Source organism: Streptomyces sp. NPDC001156, from assembly GCF_053598275.1.
Window position 1 is genome coordinate 1 of sequence record NZ_JBSFJX010000131.1, and the last position, 21,734, is coordinate 21,734.

The 21,734-nt window shown below is 67.9% G+C and carries 15 protein-coding genes and 3 pseudogenes; 12 read left to right on the forward strand and 6 right to left on the reverse strand.

From position 1 onward, the window contains the following. Positions 1–89: 89 nt before the first annotated feature. The gene (locus ACWDA7_RS36740) at positions 90–803 is read right to left on the reverse strand and encodes a hypothetical protein (protein WP_450610265.1); all 714 of its coding nucleotides are present in this window, start codon (positions 801–803) and stop codon (positions 90–92) included. A 114-nt stretch (positions 804–917) separates the two neighbouring features. Here ACWDA7_RS36740 and ACWDA7_RS36745 point away from each other — a divergent pair. Continuing rightward, positions 918–1,019: pseudogene (locus ACWDA7_RS36745) on the forward strand (IS5/IS1182 family transposase); the annotation flags it as partial. Between the two features lie 175 nt (positions 1,020–1,194). Here the strand turns inward: ACWDA7_RS36745 and ACWDA7_RS36750 are convergent. After that, positions 1,195–2,655 carry an IS1380 family transposase gene (locus tag ACWDA7_RS36750; protein WP_450610267.1) on the reverse strand — a complete coding sequence of 487 codons (1,461 nt, stop codon included), beginning with the start codon at positions 2,653–2,655 and terminating at the stop codon, positions 1,195–1,197. Between the two features lie 119 nt (positions 2,656–2,774). Between ACWDA7_RS36750 and ACWDA7_RS36755 the strand changes: the two are divergent. Further along, positions 2,775–3,002 (forward strand): annotated as a pseudogene (locus ACWDA7_RS36755) (IS5/IS1182 family transposase); the annotation flags it as partial. Between the two features lie 163 nt (positions 3,003–3,165). Next, a complete protein-coding gene (locus ACWDA7_RS36760) occupies positions 3,166–4,599 on the forward strand; it encodes an NF041680 family putative transposase (RefSeq protein WP_450610285.1) in 1,434 nt (477 codons plus the stop codon). Positions 4,600–5,138: 539 nt separating this feature from the next. On the opposite strand, the gene ACWDA7_RS36765 is transcribed toward ACWDA7_RS36760, so the two are convergent. The 3 genes from ACWDA7_RS36765 to ACWDA7_RS36775 form a co-directional block, all read right to left on the reverse strand. Then, positions 5,139–5,516: a PIN domain-containing protein gene (locus tag ACWDA7_RS36765; protein WP_450610269.1), complete on the reverse strand. Its 378-nt coding sequence runs from the start codon at positions 5,514–5,516 to the stop codon at positions 5,139–5,141. Next, a complete protein-coding gene (locus tag ACWDA7_RS36770; RefSeq protein WP_450610271.1) occupies positions 5,513–5,767 on the reverse strand; it encodes a hypothetical protein in 255 nt (84 codons plus the stop codon). Before ACWDA7_RS36770 ends, ACWDA7_RS36765 begins: the two co-directional genes overlap by 4 nt. Before the next feature lie 336 nt (positions 5,768–6,103). Beyond that, a complete protein-coding gene (locus ACWDA7_RS36775; RefSeq protein WP_450610273.1) occupies positions 6,104–6,985 on the reverse strand; it encodes a LysR family transcriptional regulator in 882 nt (293 codons plus the stop codon). A 71-nt stretch (positions 6,986–7,056) separates the two neighbouring features. Between ACWDA7_RS36775 and ACWDA7_RS36780 the strand changes: the two genes are divergently transcribed. The 9 genes and pseudogenes from ACWDA7_RS36780 (at position 7,057) to ACWDA7_RS36820 (ending at position 18,885) form a co-directional block, all read left to right on the forward strand. Next, positions 7,057–8,244, forward strand: a complete 1,188-nt coding sequence (locus ACWDA7_RS36780) for a thiolase family protein (protein ID WP_450610287.1) — start codon at positions 7,057–7,059, stop codon at positions 8,242–8,244. Positions 8,245–8,255: 11 nt separating this feature from the next. After that, the gene (locus ACWDA7_RS36785) at positions 8,256–8,936 is read left to right on the forward strand and encodes a 3-oxoacid CoA-transferase subunit A (protein ID WP_450610289.1); all 681 of its coding nucleotides are present in this window, start codon (positions 8,256–8,258) and stop codon (positions 8,934–8,936) included. Then, complete coding sequence (locus ACWDA7_RS36790; protein ID WP_450610275.1) at positions 8,933–9,598, forward strand: CoA-transferase; 666 nt, start codon at positions 8,933–8,935, stop codon at positions 9,596–9,598. The genes ACWDA7_RS36785 and ACWDA7_RS36790 overlap by 4 nt, the downstream gene beginning before the upstream one ends. A 797-nt stretch (positions 9,599–10,395) precedes the next feature. Then, positions 10,396–13,452: a BTAD domain-containing putative transcriptional regulator gene (locus tag ACWDA7_RS36795; RefSeq protein WP_450610277.1), complete on the forward strand. Its 3,057-nt coding sequence runs from the start codon at positions 10,396–10,398 to the stop codon at positions 13,450–13,452. 100 nt (positions 13,453–13,552) lie between these two features. After that, positions 13,553–13,833: pseudogene (locus tag ACWDA7_RS36800) on the forward strand (transposase); the annotation flags it as partial. A gap of 292 nt (positions 13,834–14,125) precedes the next feature. Beyond that, a complete protein-coding gene (locus ACWDA7_RS36805) occupies positions 14,126–15,742 on the forward strand; it encodes a 4-hydroxyphenylacetate 3-hydroxylase N-terminal domain-containing protein (RefSeq protein ID WP_450610279.1) in 1,617 nt (538 codons plus the stop codon). A 397-nt stretch (positions 15,743–16,139) separates the two neighbouring features. Continuing rightward, positions 16,140–17,207: a maleylacetate reductase gene (locus ACWDA7_RS36810; protein ID WP_450610281.1), complete on the forward strand. Its 1,068-nt coding sequence runs from the start codon at positions 16,140–16,142 to the stop codon at positions 17,205–17,207. Between the two features lie 53 nt (positions 17,208–17,260). Beyond that, positions 17,261–18,127, forward strand: a complete 867-nt coding sequence (locus ACWDA7_RS36815) for a dioxygenase family protein (protein ID WP_450610282.1) — start codon at positions 17,261–17,263, stop codon at positions 18,125–18,127. Between the two features lie 260 nt (positions 18,128–18,387). Further along, positions 18,388–18,885: a flavin reductase family protein gene (locus ACWDA7_RS36820; RefSeq protein ID WP_450610283.1), complete on the forward strand. Its 498-nt coding sequence runs from the start codon at positions 18,388–18,390 to the stop codon at positions 18,883–18,885. A gap of 296 nt (positions 18,886–19,181) precedes the next feature. Here ACWDA7_RS36820 and ligA read toward each other — a convergent pair whose 3' ends face one another. After that, a complete protein-coding gene (ligA, locus tag ACWDA7_RS36825) occupies positions 19,182–21,275 on the reverse strand; it encodes an NAD-dependent DNA ligase LigA (RefSeq protein ID WP_450610284.1) in 2,094 nt (697 codons plus the stop codon). Between the last annotated feature and the right edge of the window lie 459 nt (positions 21,276–21,734).

The following is a 21,734-nucleotide window of genomic DNA, read 5'->3' on the forward strand; positions in this document are numbered from 1 at the left end:
CAAGGACGACAAGCCCCCGCGAACCCCAGACCTCAGATCGGCACAGCCAACGACGCACCCGGGTCACACATCAGCAGAACGAAAGACGGTCAACAAGGGGACGGAACTCCTTTTCCGTGGGCGATCACGCCGTCGCGACGTACCGCTCGGCCGCGTACGCCCGCAGCACCGGCACGACTGCCTCCGCGCCCCCCCGGGAACCGGTCCAGCCGGTCCAGGACGTAGGCCCGGTGACCGGCGGACAGGTGGCTGGGATGGTCGTGGGCGTGGGCGCCCGGCAGCGGCCACACCGTGAGGCAGGGGTGGGGGGCGAAGCTGTGCTGCGGCCCGACCGTGACAGTGGCTATCTGCGCCCAATGGAAGTACCTCTCCTCACCGGACACCTCGCGCATGCCGATGCCTGCGGCGCCGATCCGCAGCCGCAACGGCTTGCGCCAGCGGACGTAGGAGAAGCGCGCCTGGATCCAGAAGACGAGCGCGCTGAGGGCCGCCACCGTGACGGGGATCCCGGTTCCGGCTTCGTACTCGGCCTGCTCGGGGTGGTAGATCAGGTACAGGTTGAGCAACACGAACACTGCGCTGCACAGAAGCGCCAACACCGTCCAGACGACCGTCCGCCGGCCGGCGCCCTGGTCGGCCGTGAAGATCCGCTCCCCGCCGGGGACGCTCAGTTCGGGCCCGGCGATGGTCACCGGGATCGGCGGCCGTACAGCGCGCGGCGCCGTCTCGAAGTGGGCGCGGCCGTGCTCGGCGAGCGCAGCGGTGAGCTGCGAGACGCTCTGGTCAAGGTCCGCGCAGTTCACCGGGTTCCTTCGAGGATGCCCCGGCCTTCAGGCCGGGAGGAATGGGACTCCTGCGGAGCAGGGCGGGGAGAGGGCCCTCGCTGCCAGGGTGATTGGCCGTCCGCCACGGCACGGGGTTCCCTGCCAGATCAGGTCAATGTCAACTTGGACCGTGGCTACGACAGCCACAAGACCCGGGCCGCGTTGTCGGAACTCGGCTTCACCGGCGAGATCGCCCTCAACCTCGATTCGTCTGCGACCTGATGGGTCCGGCTGATCCGGCGTCTTGCCCTGGTTTGTCCAGCCGGTCGGTGCGGGGGCCTTCGCATGCGCTGCGGGGGCGTCGGGTTCCACGGGCCCGAGGGCGGTGTGGTGCTCTCCTTTCCGGTGTCGTCGGGGTGGTGACTGTCCGTCAGGTGAGGGCCGGGAGTTGGGTGGCCCGCTGCCAGGCGGTAGTGAAAGCGTGTGCCCAGGGCCAGCTGCGGTCGAGGTGGAGGGTGCGCCGGCGGGCGTGGGCGGTGAGCCGGGCGGGCAGGTGGTAGAGCTTCGTGCGGATCGTCTCTGGCTCCGCGGCGGCGAGTTCGGGCTCGTCGTGCAGGAGGAGGAGCCGGGTCCATGCGTCCAGGTCCGCGGCGAGCGTGGCGGCCAGCACCCAGGCGGCGTTCAGCTGCCAGGACTTCGAGGGCAGCAGCCCGAGGCCGATCCGCTTGATTGCTTTGACGCGGTCCTCGACCTCGGCGTGATCACGGTAGAGGGCGTCCACGAACCACACCTGTCCGGAGCCCTGCAGTCCGGAAAGTCCCTGGTGGGCGGGGATGTTCGTGGCGATGATCTGGTAGCGCCAGCCGGTGTGCTTCTCGAACGCGGTCAGCTTCTTCAGATCACGGCGGGAGGGCTTGACCCGGCGCACGATCAGCCGCATCCCGTCGGGCCAGCCGGTCAGGTCGCGCACCCCGGTCAGCTCCGCGACCTGGTAGGAGATCCACTCGTCGTCCGGGCCCTTGATCTCGTGGACCTCGCCGTCCTGCCGCAGCGCGGCCGTCCACACGTTCTCGGGCAGCCGTGCGATGGCCTGCTCGTCCGTGGCGTTGATGGCCCAGCCGGTCACCCAGCGCACCCGGCGCCGGCTGGTGGTCAGCGCCTGGAGGTGGTCCAGGGTCTCGTGGCTGAAGGCCGCCCCATCGATCCTGACCAGCAGCTTCGACCACAGCGGCAGCGGGAGTTGCCGCAGCGCGGCGGCCAGCACGCTCTTGTGGTCGGCGACGTCGTTCGGGGCGGCATTGCCCGGCCGCAGCAGCATCGCGACGCACTCGCGGGTGTTGGCCACCCATGCCCCTAGCGGCATGTGCCCGAAGGTGCCCTTGTACGTGCCCGCCGCACCCTCCTTCTTGCTGGTGCAGGTGACGATGGTCGCGTCCAGGTCCAGGACGTACCAGCCGGTCAACTCCCGGCTGCAGACCCAGATCCAGGGGAAGCCGCCGGGGCGCAGGGCGAGCAGCATCCACACCACGCGGCGTATCGCGGCGCGGGCGCGTTCGATCCGGGCCGCGACCGGGGTATCGAACGCCGCCAGGGTGCGGCGCAGGGTGCTGTCCGATACCGGCCGCGGGAACACGGGCCGCCAGTGGTACTGGAGCCGCTCGGCCTGAAGGATGTTCGTCGCGCCGAGCACGATCGCGCAGGCCAGCTGGACCAGCGCCATGCCCCGATCCCGCCGACCCGGCCCGGTGCCCTTCGGTAACGCTGCACTCAGCGCGGTGGCCAGGCCGACGCGGTCGGCGACCCTCCGCAGCAGCACCACGCCCGCGTGGCCGATCAGGTTCTTGCCGTCGGCCCGCACGACAAGCCGGTGATCCCATTCGGTAGCCTGCACCTGTCGGGTGCCTCTTCTCTGCGACGGTTTTGATCTAGACAATCCAGATCATCGCAGGTGGGAGGCACCCTTCTTCCGTCAGGGCGTCAGGTCGCGGCCGTAGCTGAGCACATGAGGTCAAGGGCGTGCCCGCTCCGATCCAGGCCGGCAAGAGATGGGTGGTCGAGCGCAGTCATGCCTGGATGAACGGCTTCGGCAAACTGCGACGCTGCACCGAGAAACGCAGCCAGGTCGTCGACTTCTACCTCTACCTGTCCGCCGCTATCGTCACGCTCCGCATGCTCATCCGCCGCGCCACCTCGCTCTACCGATGGAACAGTCGCCCCACCACCAAACGCCTCAAGTAACACCTACTGCCGGGCACTCTTAACTTGAAATTAAACCCTCAGTGATCGTTTGAGGTTCGAGTCGTTCACTCACATGGGGATCTGCCGGACATGGCGACGACCTCCGTTTCACGCTGTGTGATGTCGAGTCGCACAACGGGCCGGGAGGTCGTCGGTGTTAAGTGTGGTCCCTGGAGCCGCTCGTCGGCAGGCACTTGCTGAACTGTCCTCCTTTCGAATGGAGTTGTACGCGGCGATGCCGCGCCGTGCCGATGCGTTGTTCGAGTTGACGGACGCGGTGTTGTGTGCGGGCGGGCCGGTGGTGTCGCTACCGGAGTTGTCGCTGGAGACAGTGCACCGGCGTGGGCACGGGGCGATGTACGACGCGCTCGCCCAGGGCCGCCTGGATGTGTCGCGGCTGCGGTTGGCGCTGGCCGGGCTCACGCTGCCGCGCGGGACGGATGGGCAGATCTCGATCGCGCTGGACGTGACAGCGTGGCCGCGCCCGGACGCGGAGTGCTCGCCGGGCCGGCTGCACTGCTACCGTCCCTGCCGCTGCGACGGGGTGCAGCAGACGATTCCGGGCTGGCCCTATCAGGTCGCCGCTGCGCTGGGCGGGGGACGGACCTCGTGGACCGGGCCGCTGGACGCGCTCCGCCTCGGCCCGGACGATGACCTGACTGAGGTCACCGCCGCTCAGGTCCGGGACCTGCTCGCGTGCCTGCGCGAGGCCGGTCAGTGGCACGAAGGCGACCCCTCGGTGCTGTTCGTTCTGGACGCCGGCTATGACATCGTGCGGCTGACGTGGCTGCTGCGCGATGAGCCGGTCCGGCTGCTTGGGCGGATCCGCGCCGACCGCGTCATGCACCACCCGCCAGGGCGCCGCAGGGGACCCACCAAAGGCCGCCAACCGCGCCATGGCGCGCCCTTCCGGCTGGCCGATCCGGCCACCCACCCCGCACCCATCCAGGAGTCCACCACCCGCCACGACCGGTTCGGCGCCGTGACCGCCCGCTGCTGGCAACGCCTGCACCCCAAGCTCGAACGCCGCCAAGGCGGTTGGGCCGACCACCCAGGTGACCTGCCTAACGTGGAGGGAACGCTCGTGCACCTCGCGGTCGAGCGCCTGCCCGGCAACCGCGATCCCAAGCCGCTATGGCTATGGCACTCGGTCCCCGACGCCACCGTTCACGACGTCGACCGCCTGTGGCGGATCTTCCTCAGAAGATTCGACATCGAACACACATTCCGGTTCTTCAAGCAGGCCCTGGGCATGACCCGCCCCCGCCTGCGTCACCCCGCTCAGGCCGACCGCTGGGTCTGGCTGGTGATCGCCGCCTACACCCAGCTCCGACTCGCTCGCACCCTCACCGGCGATCTGCGCCGGCCCTGGGAGAAGCCCCTCACATCGGATCAGCTCACTCCCGGCCGGGTCCGCCGCGGCTATCCCCGCATCCGCAAGATCCTGGGCACTCCTGCGAAACCGCCGAAAGCCACCCGCCCCGGCCCTGGCCGCCCACCAGGCCGCACCACCAGCCCCGCACCCCGCCACCCCGTCGGCAAACACCAACACAAAAAGGACACCCCTCGGTCCGAAGAACCGGGGGGTGTCCTTTAATTTCAAGCTTAACCAACCCCCGAAGAGCGAGCGCGTCAAGGTCGACGGGTTTCCCGCAGAAGCGACCTACGAGACGGATCCCTTGTGCGGAGCACGCTGGCATATCTGGGACAAAACATCGCCGCTTCGCCACCAAGCCCGACCCTACGTCGATCGCAGAGACTGACTCACGGATCGCATGTCCACCCACCGTCGGCGCTTCAATCCCCCCAATGCGGAGGTGAGCGTTCTCGACCCGGTCTCTGCGCAGGCGGCCCGGCCGGGTGAGTGACAGACCGTCCGGTGTGGGGAGTGGTCGGTCCCAGACCGACTTGGAGACCGGGCGCCACTTCTCGTCGGTCTCGGCGAGTGCCGGGGCGGCGAGGCCGGCGTACTGGACGGCGTCGCGGCCGAGCAGGAGGCGGACTGGGGCATCATCACGTGCGGCCAGTTTCGCGACGGTCTGGGCGGCCCGGACGGGGTTCGCTTCAAGCCCGGGTAGTGAGTTCACGTGCGTGCCGGGCTGGTGCACCAGTCCCACTGCCAGTATCCGCTCGGCGTTACTCTGCGGGATTCAGCGGAATGATTCCGGTGCCCGCATACAGCTGAGGATCGAGTGACAGAACGGTGACGGGATCACCCGTTTTGGCGCCCTGCCAGGCAATTGCTGCAGGGTGGGCCACCGGCCACTCGGCGTCCGGCCAAGCCATAGCATCCAGGGCATGGTTCGAGGTGAACGGCACTTGCTCGGCGAAGCGGAGCGATGCGGCATGTGTCCCGGAACCAGGGGTCTGGCGCTCGGCGGCCAGTATGGACAGCGACGGGACAAGGACGCGCCCGGTGCCGCGCGAGGCCTCGATGTACAGGCCGGTGAAGAAGTGGTCTGCCCGGTACAGGGCGATCAGGGCGGTGTGATCCAAAACGGCTGTCAGGCTCACGCAGCAGCGCCGCCCTGGTGCGCGCGGATCTTCTCCCAGGCGGACCGGCCTGCGTCCCGGACCTGTGCGGTGTAGTCGATCCCGAGCTCCCGCGCCGCTTCAGCGGCACGTTCTGCCCGCTCGGCCTCGGTGAGTTCGCCTGCGGCGAGCTCCTCCAGCAGCTCCGTGATCGTCGTGCCGCGCTCCGCCGCGAGAATGCGCAGCCGATCGCGCACGGCCTCCGTGGTCTTGATGCTCGTCGGCTTACTCATACGGGGATTCTACCACCGGTAGAATTCCCGCGTGGTGCTTCTGACACCACCACCGGGGCGGCCCCGGCATCTCGGCGTTGCCTCGGTCTACCGTGCATAGGCCCTACGGCAACTTGCAACCGTGATGAGAAACGCGTACTGAGCTGCACGACGTAGGACTTTCCCCTGGAACGGGGCAACTCGGAAGGCCGTTGCCGGGCCGCGTACACACCCCGCAGAACAGCCAACCACCCGCCAGCCGCGTCCCAAACCTCTCAGGGCAAAACACCTAGGCCACCGCCCTGGGTGGCAGTCCGCTCGAGGACCCGGCTGCTTGCGTCCAGCGCTCAGCTGGGTCTAGACCGTCGCCTCGATGACCTCGACGGTACGGGCCAGGTGTGGTTCGGAACGATCCGCGCGATGGGCCACGGCGAGTTCGACGCGGGCGGTGGGACCTGCCAGAGGCAGGTAGACCACCCCTTCGAGCGTCAGCGCGGTCGCAGGCTCCGGCACCACCGCGACGCCCAGGCCGCCGGCGACGAGGGTGATCAGGGTGGACGTCTCGCCGACCTCGTGGCGGATGTGCGGCTCGACGCCGGCGTCATGAAGCAGGCGCAGCACAACGCCGTACATCACCGATCGGCGGTCGGCCGAGTGCATGATCAGATCGGCGTCGGCCAGATCGTGGGCGCGGAGCCGGGGCCGTTTTGCGAGCGGATGGTCGGCCGGCACGGCGACCACGAGCCGGTCGTGGCGCAGCGTTCGGACAGTGAGCGAGAGGTCGGCGACGGGTGGTCGCAACAGGGCGACGTCGATGGCGCCGGTGCGCAGCGCCTCCACCTGGTCCGGAGCCAACATCTCGCCGCGGAAGGAGAAGTCGACCCCCGGTAGCTCCAGCGACAGCCGGCGCGAGAGCGCCGGCAACAGGCTGTACGTCGCCGAGCCGACGCAGCCGATGGTGAGATGCCCAACGGCGCCGGCCGCGACTCGGCGAGCCAGGCGGGCGGCGTCATCGACCTCGGCGAGGATCGCCCGTGCGCGCTTGAGGTAGGCGCGGCCGGCCGCGGTGAGGTCGACACGCCGGGTGGTGCGATGAAGCAAGTCCACGCCGAGCTCGGCCTCGAGCTGGCGGATCTGCTGGGACAGAGGCGGTTGGGCCATGTGCAGCCGCTCCGCGGCGCGGCCGAAGTGACGCTCCTCGGCGACAGCGACGAAGTACCGGAGGTGCCGGAGATCCATATGTGCACCGTCTTAATCAGCGAGGATATGTGTACTTCACAATATTAGGCGACCACATTAACTTCGGTGCTATGAGCGCCTTCGTATACGCCGCGACGCGGACCCCCTTCGGCCGCTTCAACCGTGCCCTGGCCGCCGTACGGCCGGATGACCTGGCAGCTTCCGCCATCACCGCGGTGCTTGCCCAAGCCCCGAAGCTGGAGCCCGCCGCAATAGACGACGTCGTGTGGGGCAACGCGAACGGTGCCGGCGAGGAGAACCGCAACGTGGGCCGGATGGCCGCTTTGCTGGCTGGCCTGCCCGTTTCCGTGCCGGGTACGACCGTGAACCGTCTCTGTGGCTCGTCACTGGACGCCGCGATGATCGGCTCGCGCGCGATCGAGACCGGCGATGCCGAAGTGGTGCTGGTCGGCGGTGTCGAGTCGATGACCAGGGCCCCCTGGGTGCTGCCCAAGCCCGCCAGGGGCTTCCCGGCAGGCGACCTTGCGGCCGTGTCGACGACGCTGGGTTGGCGGCTGGTCAACCCGAAAATGCCGGCGGAGTGGACGGTGAGCCTGGGCGAGTGCAATGAGCAACTCGCGGACCGGTTCGGGATCTCGCGGGAGCGTCAGGACGCGTTCGCCGCCCGCTCGCACCGACTGGCGCACGAAGCGTGGGAGGCGGGCTTCTACGACGACCTGGTGACCCCTGTCGCGGGCACCGACCTGGCCCGAGACGAAGGCATCCGACCGACGTCGACGGTGGAAATTCTGGCAGGGCTGAAACCTGCCTTCCGCGACGGCGGCTCCATCACCGCCGGGAACGCCTCGCCGCTCAACGACGGCGCCTCGGCGCTCCTGCTCGGCTCGGAGGGTGCGGCCGACGTGATCGGTTCGGACCCGGTCGCGCGGATCGCGGGCCGTGGCGCGATGGCGCTGGAGCCACAGATGTTCGGCTACGCCCCGGTGGAGGCGGCCAACCGAGCTCTTGCTCGCGCCGGCATCACCTGGGATCAGGTCGGCGCTGTCGAACTCAACGAGGCGTACGCGGTGCAGTCCATCGCCTGCGTCGACGCCTGGAAGATCGACCCGGAGATCGTCAACGCCAAGGGCGGCGCCCTCGCGATCGGCCACCCGCTGGGTGCCTCGGGTGGCCGGATCCTGGGCACGCTGGCGAAGGTGCTGCGCGAGCGCAAAGAGCGGTATGGCGTCGCAGCGATCTGCATCGGTGTCGGGCAGGGGCTCGCCGTCGTGCTGGAGAACACGGAGGTCGGAGCGTGAGCAAGACCCGGATGCTCGAGTCGTGCGACGAGGCCGTCGCCGGGATCCAGGACGGCTCGACAGTCCTGGTCGGCGGCTTCGGCCTGGCGGGGATGCCGTTCGACCTCATCGACGCGCTCATCCGGCAGGGCGCGCAGGACCTCACCATCGTCTCCAACAACGCCGGCAACGGCGACGTCGGCCTGGCCGCACTGCTCAAGGCGGGGCGGGTCCGCAAGGTGATCTGCTCGTTCCCGCGGCAGGTCGACTCCTATGTCTTCGATGAGCTGTACCACGCGGGCAGGATCGCACTCGAGGTTGTCCCGCAGGGGAGCCTGGCAGAGAGGATGCGCGCGGCCGGCGCCGGCATCGGCGCCTTCTTCTCCCCGACGGCGGTCGGCACGCCGCTGGCCGAAGGCAAGGAGACCCGCGAGATCGACGGGCGTACGTACGTGCTCGAGTATCCGATCAAGGGAGACTACGCGCTCATCAGCGCCCATCAATGCGACGGGATGGGCAACCTGGTCTACCGCAAGACGGCCCGCAACTTCGGCCCTGTCATGGCCACCGCCGCCACGACGACGATCGTGCAGGTCGGCGAGGTCGTCCCGACCGGGCGCCTAGACCCCGAGGCGATCGTCACGCCGAGCATCTATGTCGACCGGGTTGTCCAGGTCGAGGCCCGCCACTACACCGTCGAGGGAGCACGATGAGCACCAGCCATATGGTCGAAGCGCCCATGGCGGCCGACCACCCCCTGTCGATGGATGAGCTCGCCTCCGTCATCGCCCGCGACATCCCGGCCGGCGCCTATGTGAACCTCGGAATCGGCCGGCCGACCAAGATCGCCGACCACCTGCCCGCCGACGCGGGCATCGTCCTGCACACCGAGAACGGCATGCTCGGCATGGGCCGCGCAGCCCACGGCGCCGAGGTTGACCCCGACCTCACCAATGCCGGCAAAGTTCCGGTGATCGAGACGCCGGGCTGCTCCTACTTCCACCACGCCGACAGCTTCGCGATGATGCGCGGAGGCCATCTCGACGTGTGCGTGCTCGGCGCCTACCAGGTGGCGTACGACGGCAGCCTGGCCAACTGGCACACCGGAGAGCCGGGCGCCATCCCGGCCGTCGGCGGGGCGATGGATCTGGCCATCGGCGCCAAGCAGGTCTTCGTGATGATGAGCCTCTTCACCAAGTCCGGAGCGCCCAAGCTGGTGCCCGAGTGCACCTATCCGCTCACCGGCGTCCGGTGCGTGAGGCATGTCTACAGCGACTACGGAGTGTTCGTCCTCGGCCCTGACGGCGTCGCGATCCGCGAGACGTACGGCATCCGTGCGGCGGAGCTGTGCGAGCGACTCGGCCTCCCTGCGTAGCGCCGCGCCCAGCAAAGGCAGGGTCGCTGCGCGCCCACGGGGCGGTCAGCCGCACGGCTTGGCCACGAGTCCACCGACGTAGGAGCGATACCCCCCAGTGCTGAGGCCGGGAAGATTCGCCAGGCTGTGTCAGCTCGTCGCCATCGTCGCTGGTCAGGAGAGGCGACCTCTCGCCCCTGAGGCTCCGGACGGGCCGAGTCGGCCTTGTCAGGGGTGCAGACGGCCACCATCGGCCGGACCGAGCCCGTCGGTCAGTCACTCGTCCATGGATGCGCACGCGGCTGCCTGCCTGCGCGCATCCATGGACGGGTGATCGGCATCGGCAGCGCCCGCCGCAGGACCACCTTCCGGGTATTCGGGCATCCGAGGCGTTCGGTCCGCTGGGCCGGAGTGGGCAAGCCGACCGGCCTCCGGCGGTCTACCCCCGCACGTGCGTGCGCTATACGGGCGGACGGGGACGCCAGGCGTCTCTTGTGCGCGTAGTAGATGGAAGGGGCGATCTGGCGCCGTGCTCGGTGCCGTCCCGAGCTTCTGGGCGACCGCCCTTCAACGCGGGAGACTCGTTCGGGTAGCCGCCGAGGACGTCGGCAACCATGCCCACCGCACGGCGGTGGTCAAGCGGGGTAGCAGCAGGCTCGCGCCATGACTCGAATGTTCCAGTCTCTACCGAACCCGAGGCGCTTCACGTAAGGTCCCGAGGAGCACCAAGAAGCGCGGAGGTAGGGCGATGTCGGAACACATGGCCTGGGATGCAGGGAGAGGAGTCTGCTCCTCCGGACATCCTCGAAGTTGCTCCGATGGTTGATTCCGAGCCCGGTCGATCGAGTGCGCCGAAGACACCAGGTCGCCACCACCGCACGATCATCAGACGCAAGCTCGCAATCCCCGAGCCTGCGAAAGAGGTAGTCCACCGCCAGAGGCTCAGCCAACGCATACACGAGCTCCTCGACCGCCACACGGTGGTGAAAGTCTTTGCGACCGCCGGTGCCGGCAAGACAACCGCGGTGGTTCAGGCTGTTCGCGACCTCGACAGGCCTGTTGCCTGGGTGTCGCTCGACGGGACGGAGCGGGCGGCGGGGCGTCTGCTCGTCTATGTCGAGGCGGCCGTCGAGGACATAGTGCCCAGTGCGGCGGATGTCGCCTCGGATGCTCTGAGCAGCAGCCTTCAGATCGGCGAGGCAGCTGGACTGCTTGCCGAGAGCCTTCAGGGCAGTCGGCTCATTGTGGTCTGCGACAACGTGGAGCGAATCGCTTCCGACGAGAGCTGCACCGCGGTGCTGTCCTCCTTCGCCCGCTACCTGCCGTCCGACGCGAACCTCATACTGATCTCGCGCGTCGACGTCCAGCTCGACTGGGGCTCGACCAGTGAGCGCGACCGGATCGGCGAGCTGGTCGAGAGTGACCTTGCCTTCGACGTCCAGGAGGCGAGCGCGGCCCTTCGAACAGTCGATGATGTCGACGTCGATCCCGCGCAGGCAGTAGCCGCGACAGGGGGATGGGTCACCGGCGTCTTGTTCAAGGGGTGGCGCCACGCCAGGTCTCGCGAGATGGATCCCGACTCACTGCACTCCTACGTCGCCGCCAACATATTCAACTCCCTTTCCCTGGCTGAACGAACCTTCCTGCTTCATACAAGTCCGTTGCACGAGATATCGGTGGACGGAGCCCGAGCACTGGGCCAGGAGAATGCAGCGCACATCATGGCCGACCTCCGGGGCCGATATCTTCCGGTGACGTGGTCCGCCGATGGTTCGCGCATGACACCCCACCCCATGTTCCGCGACTTCCTACAGGTGGCTCTCGAGCGGGAAGACACCAAGACGATCGGCGAAGTGCGTCGCAGACACGCAGAAGTCCTGATCGCCAACGGTGCGCGCGAAGAAGCCGTCGATGAACTGCTTCGGCTCGACGACGTGGAGGCGGCCGGGCGGTTGGCCGCCGCCGCCCTCCCAAGCCTGGTTGCGCGGATGGACTTCGCCCCGGCGGCACGGTGGCTCGACGCACTGGGGGCGTCGGTCCGGACCCCGACTCCGGAGATCGGATCCGTCGTCTTGCGCGTTGCCTTTGCACTCGAGCAATGGGGTCGCGGAGTCGAGTTCATCGATCGGCACGGCTATGACTGGCTTCCAGAGCCGGGGGCTCCCGACTCCGAGGAGGCCCGCGTCCTGGCTTGTTGGTGCCTTTGGCACTCCGGACGGATCGCCGAGGCCCGAACCATCGGCGACCAGCTGCCACCTGGTCGGAACCGGCGCATCGCCGACACGCTGATCGCGGGCGCAACCGGCGAGGAGCCGCCACCCTTCCCGGAATACTCAACAATGCCCTCCGGCCCAGTCGACGGTCTGCTGATGCGCCTGGCCTTCGTCCGCGGTCGCCTTGACGGACTCGACGACCCAGGCTCGTTCGACCCGTGGCGCACTGTCCTCGGAGGTCCCTGGGTCGTTGCTGCACTGCGAGCCACAGGGCGCTTGGACGCCGCGATGGCCATGTACGAGCCTCGTCGCAGTTCGTCGCAGCCGGTTTGGTTGCATGCCGTCGACGCCGTCGATCTCATGCTGGACCTCGGCCGCGGTGAAGAAGCCTGGTCCTTGCTCAAGCGGGGGCGGGACCTCATTGAGTCAACAGGCTCGAAGGTGTTCCAGAACATGAGCCTTCTCGCTGAAGCCAAGCTGTGGCTGCGCCTCGAAGGCAACAGGCAACGTGCCGATCGCGTGCTGGCGGCGGCTGCTGCCAACGGCGTCTTGGACTATGCCCTGACTCGCGAGGGGTGGCAGCTTTGGACGGGTCTTTCCATGCTGCTGCAAGGCAGAGATGCTGAGGCGGAGGAGCATCTCTCGGCGTGCCTGCTGAGTATGCAGAAAGGAGACCGCCAGCTCGAGATCCCGACGGCTGCGGTGTACCTGGCCGAGGCGCAATGGCGGCTCGGCCTCGAGGATGAGTCCGACGCTACGGCAGAGCTGGCCTTCGTCTCTGCCTCGGCCCACGGGACTCAGCACTTGCTGCTGACAGCGTTGGCGGACATGCCATCGGTTGCGGCCAGAGCCGCCGACACCAAGTCCAGTCGCATGTCGCACTGTCACGAGATCCTCGACGTGCTGTCGGGCCAGCACCCCGTGCGCGTGAATGTGAGTGCGCCACGTCTCGTCCTCGAGGAGTTCGGAGAGCCGACCCTCACGGTCGACGGAAAGGTGGTCCAGCCCCGCCTGACGAAGAGTGTGGAGCTGCTCAGTTATCTACTCGGAAGCCCTGACCGGAGGGCCACACGCGATGAGCTTCTCGGCGCGCTCTTCGGCGGCCGCAACGATGCTGCCAGTCGAAGCTACCTGCGCCAGGCCCTCTTCCGGCTCCGCCAGGCGCTCCCCGCAGACCTTGGACCGTCGCAGGATGGGGACGTCTTCAGTTTGGTCGGCCCGGAGCTGGCGATGGGCTCGGCCCAGCGAGCTGTTGACATCGTCGCGCAAGCCGGAAGGCAAGACGGAGAGGTGCGACTCCAGACGCTCTTGCACGCCCTCAGAAGTGCAGAGAGGGGTGCTTTTCTGGCAACTATGTCAGGTAAATGGGTCGCGGAGCGTCGCGTGGCTCTGACCGGGATCCTACTGTCGGCCAGAGTCGACGCAGCCAAGTTGGCCTTTCGATTGAACCGTCTTCGTGAGGCGAAGGGTCTGGTCGACTACGTGCTCCGCGACGATCCTTACCGCGAGCAGGCCTGGCAGCTCGCGATCCAGCTTGAGTATGCCAGCGGCAGCGATGACGCAGCGTTGGCGCTTTATCGGCGGTACGTCGCACGGATGAGGGAGCTCGGCGTCGCGCCGTCCGACGAGGTTCGCCGGCTTGTCACCCAACTACGCCGATAAGGGCTCGCGCCGTTAGGCGCGATGCGATACCTCGGTAGTAGCACAGGCACAGAACCTGCTGATCATGGAGTTGCGACGCTCTGTGATCACCGGGAGGTCTGTGCCTGCCCCGCCATCATGGCTGACCGAAGCCCTCTGGGACCGATTCGCGACGCTGCTGCCGCAGCGGCCGGTCTACGATCGGCTCACCCGCTGGGCTGTCACTGCCCGCGGATCAGTGAGCGGGTCGTGTTCGGCAAGCTGCTCCAGCTCCTGCGCTTCGGCTGCTCCTACCAGGCGTTCGCCGATACGACCGGCTCGGCCACCACGATCCGCTCCCGCCGTGACGAGCGGACCCGACGGGGCGTCTTCCCCGAGCTTCCGTGCATCGTCCTGGAGTCCTAGGACCGTATCGTCGGTCTCGTCCAGGATCAGATCGCCATCGCCGGGTCGATCGTCCAGATGTCACTTGTCCCCAGGCCGGGGTTGCCGGCCGCGCAGCGCCATGGCGTAAGCCATCAACCTGCCCACAAACAGAAATCTCCACTCCCAACGAGCAGAAAGGGTCCGCCAGCGAGTTGACGAACCGTCACGCAAGATCGCGGTTAAACGCCGAGCTAACACCCTCTTCGCAGTCGGTTAACGCCGTGACCGCGACGATGAGCCGCGTCCCTGGAGAACTGGAGGCATAACCATGAGGACCGGTTCGGAGTACCTGGAAAATCTGCGCGACGGGCGCAACGTCATCATCGACGGTGAGCGCATCGAGGATCTGACTACGCATCCTCTGACCCGTGGCTACGCCGCGCAAGCAGCGCGCTTCTATGACCTGCATCACGAGCCCGAAAACCAGGACTCCCTGACCTTCGTCGACGAGAACGGCACGCGACGCCCGATCGGCTGGCTGTATCCGCGAAACCAGCACGACCTCGAACGCCGGCGCGACTACGCCAACCAGGTGATCCGCAGCTTTGGCGGCGGCGCGTTCGGCCGCCTCCCTCAGAGCAACAACGGCAACTGGTACGCCCTCGTGGACGACACCGCCCCTTGGGCTGAGCTGTCCAAGGACACGCCCGCGAGCGTCGACCTCGCCCGCAACATCGTCGCGGACTTCGAGGCCAACCGCGACGCGGACCTCTGGACGGTCCCCCTGCTCAACGACGTGCAGCGCGACCGCTCGGACCCCGCCGTGGCCGCACGCAACCCGATGCTCCGTGTCAAGGAGCGCAATGACGAGGGCATCGTGGTTGAAGGCTGGAAGGGGGTCTCCACCGCGGTCATATTTGCCGACACGATGCTGCTCGGCAACATAGTGAAGCCCGGGACAGAACCGGAGCACATCATCTGGGCGAGCGTCCCGGTGAACCACCCGAACGTCACGCACGTGGGACGACGTTCCAACGCCACACCCGCCCAGTCCATCTCCGAGCGGCCGTTGTCAAGCCTCGGCGACGAGCTCGACTCCATGACGTACTTCGATGACGTCCTCATCCCGTGGGAGCACATCTACCACCTGGGCAACGTCGATCACTCCAGGTTGTATGCGCAGCGTACGTTCGATTTCGAGCACGCCGACACCCTGCACCACATGATCGTCAACGCGGAGCTCATGACCGGACTGGCGGTCCTCATCGCACAGTCAACCGGAACGGCTCAACACCCGGTCGTGGGATCCGACCTCGCCGACCTCGTCCGCTTCCACGAGACGCTGCGAGCCTTCAGCATCGCTTCGGAGGCGACCGCGTTCGTGACGCCCAGGGGGCTGTGCAAGCCGAACAACATCTTCTACGACTTCGGCCGCGCGCACTACCTCGAGAACGTGGGCCGGCTGACGGAGAAGCTCGTGGAGATGTGCGGCCGCTCAGCGGTGTTGTCGCCGAGCGAGAGGGATTTCGAGGTTCCCGGGATCGGCACCAGGCTCCTGGAGATGTTCCACGGCACGACGCTGAGCGCGCACGACAAGGTGCGGCTCTTCAAGTTCGTCCAGGACCGGTTCCTCAGCGACTGGGCCGGGCGCTTCCGGTCGTTCGAGAGGTTCCAGGGCACGCCGTTGTTCCTCATCAAGCTGCTGACGATGCAGCGCATCTCGACCGACCCCGGCGGCTCCATCACCGAACTGGCCCGCGAGGCAATCGGTCTCGGCACCTCCGACGAGATGACCGCACGCGCCGTCGCCGAGAGCAAGGAGTTGTTCGGCTCGGTGACTCCCGTCGCTACCGAGCCTGCGCGCGCTCGGGCCGCCGATGCCAACCAGGGCTTCTCGCTGGACGACAAGGATCAGCCCGACTACATCAAGACCCAGGACGCGTGACCGCCACCGATGTGCTCGGCCCGCGGGATCCCGCGGGCCGAGCACATCGGCAGCATGCTTCGCCCGCCGGCGATTCAGGAGTCAGTCCATGAACGCGGTCTGGAGGCCCTCAACGGGCGTTGTCACGTTGTTGGGTGAGTGCCTGACGGAGCGCAAGGGCCTGGTCGGCCTGGGGCGTTGGCTCTGGGACAGGCCGTTGCGGGCGGCCCGACTGCGGCATTGATCTGCTCACAGTTGGCGAAGCGGATGGTCATTTCGACTCGGTAGTCGGGGCGGTGAGCAGGTGGCGCGGGTCGGAAGTGGGGTGGGATGCCGCTGGACGCGGACAGGAACCTCTGGGCCCGCCCACGCTACGGCTCCCGGGAGGCATGAGTCGGTGTCAGAGTGAGGAATTCGGATGAGAGCGTTCGTTCATCGGGGACAAGTCACCAAGGTGGTGTTCGGTAGGAGGACACGCAGCCGTATCCCCGACGAGGTCGTACTCATGGGCTGCGAGCGCATGGTGGTGCTGTCCACCCCGAACCAGGCGGCGCAGTCTGCCGAGATGGGTGACCTCCTGGGCGCGGCGATGGTCGGGCACTTCGCCGAGGCGACCATGCACACACCGGTCGAGGTCACGGAGAAGGCGGTGGCGTATGTCCAGTCGGTCAAGGCCGATGGCGTGCTCACCGTCGGAGGAGGGTCCACGATAGGTCTCGGCAAGGCCATCGCGGCCAGGGCCGGGCTTCCGCAACTGGCGCTGCCCACGACGTACGCGGGATCGGAGATGACGCCGATCCTGGGGGAGACCGAAGGCGGTCGCAAAACCACGCGACGACTGCCCGAGGTCCTCCCCAGGACCGTGGTGTACGACGTCGACCTGACGCTGACGCTTCCTCCCGCCGTGGCTGCGGTCAGCGGCGTCAACGCCTTGGCGCACGCGGTGGAGGCGCTCTACGGACAGGACCACGACCCCATCGCGAACCTCATGGCCGGTGAGGCGGTCGACGCACTGATCCGTTCCCTGCCGACGGTGATACGGCGCCCGGACGACCCGGAGGCACGCGCCGGGGCACTGTACGGCGCTTGGCTGGCCGGTACCTGCCTCGGGTCAGTCGGGATGGCGCTGCATCACAAGGTGTGCCATGTGCTGGGTGGCACGTTCAATCTGCCCCATGCCGAGACGCACGCGGTGGTGCTTCCGCATGTCCTCGCCTTCAATGCGGCAGCCGCGCCCGATGCCGTCGAGCACGTCGCACGCACGCTTCCCGGCTCCGAGGGCGGTACAGCGGCCGCTCTCTTCGACTTCGTCGGAGAACTCGGTGCCCCCCGCGCCTTGAGGGACCTGGGCATGCCGGAAGCGGGGATCGACCAGGCAGCCGATCTGATCGTCCAGAACGCCTACTGGAATCCGCGCCCGGTGGACCGCTCATCGGCCAGGGCGCTGCTGACCCGGGCGTGGGCCGGCGAACGCCCCGCAGTCTGATCCTCTCCTGCGCACTTTCCGCGACAAGAACTTCATCACCAGGGAGCCCCCTCATGCGTGACCTCAACAGTGAAACCATCACCCATGAGGTGATCGCCACCTTGGACGGCGTCAAGGACCCCCGTACGGCCAAGATTCTCGAGGCGCTCGTCCGTCACGCCCATGCCTTCGTCCGCGAAGTCGCACTGACCGAAGAGGAGTGGGCCACCGGCATCGACTTCCTCACCCGCACCGGTCACCTGTGCACCCCGACGCGGCAGGAGTTCATCCTGCTCTCCGATGTCCTGGGCGTCACCATGCTGGTGGACGCGCTGAACCACCAGCGCGAGTCCGTGGCCACCGAGAACAGCGTCCTCGGCCCCTACTTCCGCGAGGACCGGCCGGAGCACTCCCACGCCGCCGACATCTCCGCGGGCCTCACAGGTATCCCGCTCTTCTTCGAGGGTCTGGTGACCGACCACAAGGGCGAGCCGGTCGCCGACGCGGCTGTCGACGTGTGGCACAGCGACTCCGACGGCCACTACGACGTCGATGTCCCGGGCCTGCAGGAGACCGCGATGCGCGCCCTGCTGCGGAGTGACGGCAAGGGTGGCTTCGCCTTTCGTTCCATCCGTCCGGCGAGTTACCCGATTCCGGGTGACGGAACGGTGGGTGAGCTCATGCGGGCCGCGGACCGGTCCTTGATGCGCCCCGCTCATGTCCACGTGGTCATCGACGCGCCCGGCTTCCAGCGGGTGACGACGATGCTGTTTCCCTCCGACGACCCATACCTGGAGCAGGACCCGGTCTTCGGCGTCAAGGACTCACTCGTGGCCGATTTCGCCTCCCACGAAGCCGGAACCGGACCCTACAGCGACCGCACGGACCAGCCGTACACCCTGCTGCGGTACACCTTCGTTCTCGCCCCCGGCCAGGGCTGAGCCCTCGCCGGTGAGCGTTGCCTGTGGTGAAAGGCGGTTTCCATTGCAAAGGCTTCCGGCCGACCGGAGCGTCCAGCCCTCGACAGAGATCAGGGACCTGGTGGGCCGGCTGAGGCATTGACTCGCCGCCACCACTCGGAACACACGCAATACCCGCTTCGCTGCGTGGATCACATCAGTTTCCCCGTCATCAGTGGGCACTGGAGCACGCTGCAACTCACTCGCACAGGGCTCAGATCAATCTTCAGGGAGGTCTACCGATGTCCGAGAGCCTTGAGATGCCCGAAACCCTTGACATGAAGGACGCCTTCCGGGCCACGATGAGCCGACTCGCATCGGGGGTCAGTGTCATCACCACCCGGTCGGGGGACGCCCCCATCGGCATAACGGTCAGTGCCGTCACGTCCCTTTCGATGGACCCGATGCAGCTGATCGTCTGCATCAACAACCACCTCTTCACCCGTAGCGCGATCGCCGAGCACGGACGATTCGCCGTCAACATCCTCGGGGAAGGCAGCCAAGCGCTCGCCAAGAACTTCGCGACCTCCAAGAAGGACAAGTTCGCGGGTGTGAGCGTCAGTGAGGAGCACGGTGTTCCGGTGCTGAAGGACGCCATCGCCTGTGTCGTGTGCGATGTGTCGGCGGCACTCCCCGGAGGGGACCACACCATTTTCGTCGGCGACGCCCGACACTTCGAGCACCAGGCGGCAGCCCGGCCGCTGGTGCACTTCGCGGGCGTGTTCTGCGCCATGACCTGAGGGCATCGGCGGCCTCATCGGGTCATGTTCACGGGTGTGAGCCCGCTGAAGGCCCGGCCTTGGGCGCACGGCCTCGCTCGGACGCCGAAGGCGCCGAATGATCGCCATCGCACTGGAGGAGGGGCAATGCGGCCTGTCGTCCCCGAGTTCAAACTCCAACCACCGCCGCGGCCCCCTCACCTTCAGGACCGCCCCCGCCTCGTGTCCCGACTGGACGCGGCTACCGAGCTGCCGATCGTCGTTCCGCACCTGCAGGCGCCGGGAAGGCGACACTCTTGGCCGCCCACCAGCCGTGGTCAGTTGAGATAGTCGGCGACGAGCGCGGCGAATTCGTCGGGTGTGGCGAGGCGGACGCCGAGGTCTTCGGCTTTTGCGCGCTTGGACCCGGCGTTATCGCCGGCGACCACCAGGGTGGTCTTCTTGGACACGCTGGAGGAGGAGCGGCCGCCGGCCCGTTCGATGAGTTCGTTCATCTGGTTGCGGCTGAGCGGCTCCAGCGGCCCGGTCATCGCTCCGGTGACCACGATGGTCATCCCGGCGAGCGGACCTCCGGCCGGGACGCCGTCTGGGCCTTTGGCGGTCCGGGTGGTGTCGTCGGCGGCCGCCGATGGGGGAGTGGCGCCGGGTTCGGTCATGTTCACCCCGGCTGCTGCGAGTTTGTGGATCAGCCCGGCGAGTTCGGCAAGTTCGGCGACGATGGCGGGTGCCTTTTCGGCGCCGATGCCTTCGACCTGCTGCAGGGCGTCGGCGTCGGCGGCACGGATGTTGTCCATGGTTGCGAAGTGTCGGGCGATGCGGCGGGACATGGAGCGGCCCGTGCCGCGAACACCAAGGGCGCACAGCACCCGCGACAGCGGCCGCGTCTTGGCCGCGGCCAGGGCGGCCAGCAGGTTGTCGGTACTGGTGGCGCCCATCCGCTCCAGCCCGAGAAGCTGGTCGCGGGTCAGGGCGAACAGGTCGGCGAGATCGGTGACCAGCTCGGCCTCGACGAGCTGCACGACGCGGGTGGTGCCCAGGCCTTCGATGTCGAGCTGGTCGCGGCCCGCGGCGTAGGAGAGGGAGGCGACCAGGTGGCAGTTGCGGCCCTGCTCGCACCGCCAGCGCTCCTGGCTGGTGTCGATGCCCAAGCCGCAGCGCGGGCACACCTCCGGGAAGATGATCGGCTTCTCGTCGCCGGTGCGCAGGTGGGCGACCGGGGCCTCGATACGGGGGATGACGTCGCCGGCGCGGTGGACCATGACGTGGTCGCCCAGGCGCAGGTCGCGGCGGGTGATGTCGGCCGGGTTGTGGAGCGTGGCGTAGGTGACGGTGGAGCCGTCGATCTCGACCGGTTCCAGGACGCCGCGTGGGGCGATGATGCCGGTGCGGCCCACGTTCCACTCCACCTCGAGCAGCCGGGTGATCTTCTCGACGGCCGGCAGCTTGTAGGCGATCGCCCACCGCGGGGCCCGCGATCCGGAGCCCGCGGCCCGCTGATCGGCTGCGAGGTCGGCCTTGATGACGATGCCGTCGATACCGAATGGCAGCTCGGCGCGCAGCGCGGCGATCTCCTTGATGCGGGTGAGCACGTCGTCGTCGGTGGTAGCCGTGACGCCAGGCACCAGGGTGGTGGCGGTCGTGTTCACACCGAGCTCGGCGGCCAGAGCCATCAGCTCACCGTGCGCGAGGGCGGTAAGCCGCTGGGCCAGGACGTCGCCGGTGTCGGGCAGCGGCAGCAGGCCGTAGCCGAAGAACGTCATCGGCACCGTGTACGCACGGTCCTTGGCACGCAGCGTGCCTGCTGCGGCGTTGCGCGGATTCGCGAACGGCTGCCCGCCATGTGCGGTGCGCACCTCGTTGGCATGCTCGAACTGGGCGGTGGTCATCAGCACTTCGCCCCGTACTTCCACCGTGACCGGCTCGGCCAGCTCGTCCGGGAGTCCCTCGATGGTGCCTATCGCGTGTGAGACGTCCTCCCCGGCCGTCCCGTCGCCACGGGTGATCAGCCGGGCCAGCCGGCCCTGGGAGTAGCGGGCGGCGATGGCAAGCCCGTCGAGCTTCGGCTCGACGCTGAAGCGTTCCGCCTCATGGCCGATCCTTCGGGCCAGCGAGGCCGTCCAGGCAGCGAACTGCTCAGGCGAGAACACGTTGTCCAGGCTCAGCATCGCCACCGTATGCGGCACGTCGCCCTCGGCCGCGCCGCCGGCGATCTTTCCGGTCGGCGAGTCGGGCAGCACCTGGTCGGGATGATCGGCCTCCCACGCGGAGATCGCCCGCACCAGCCGGTCGTAGGCCTCGTCATCCAGGGGCGAGGTACCGCCCGCGTAGTAAGCGGCCGCGGCCTTCACTGCGTCCGCGACCGCCTGCACGTAGGCGGCGGTATCCACGATCTGCGCAACGGGTGTCGTCATGTCCGTCATCCTGCCTGTCACCACTGACAACGCCCTCGCACGTACATCCCCACGTCCCGAGGACGACCACGCCAAACCGGTGTGGTGACTGTGCGCCGCACCCCGGCTGACGCCCGGTGGTCCCACCTGGCTGACCGGCTCCCGGACAGTCTCGACGACACTTCGTGGCTGGGGCCCTGCATGGCGCGGCGTGCAGGGAGCCGATCACCGCACCGCTCGCCAGGTGCGGCGCGGTGAACAGCCTTGTAGTGCCCATGCGTACGCAGTCGCGGGCGACCCGCCGCGTACCCCGGGCAGCAGCCGCCGGCACCGGCCGGCACCGGCCGGCGTTTTCCTGTGCGTTGAATCCTCCCCCAGCTGAACTGCAGGGGGATTCCTGGCTCACGTTGGCTGCGGGTCAGCGACCAGCAGCTCTTACACGATCAACACCAGCCGGGTTGAAACCAGCCCGGTTTTGTA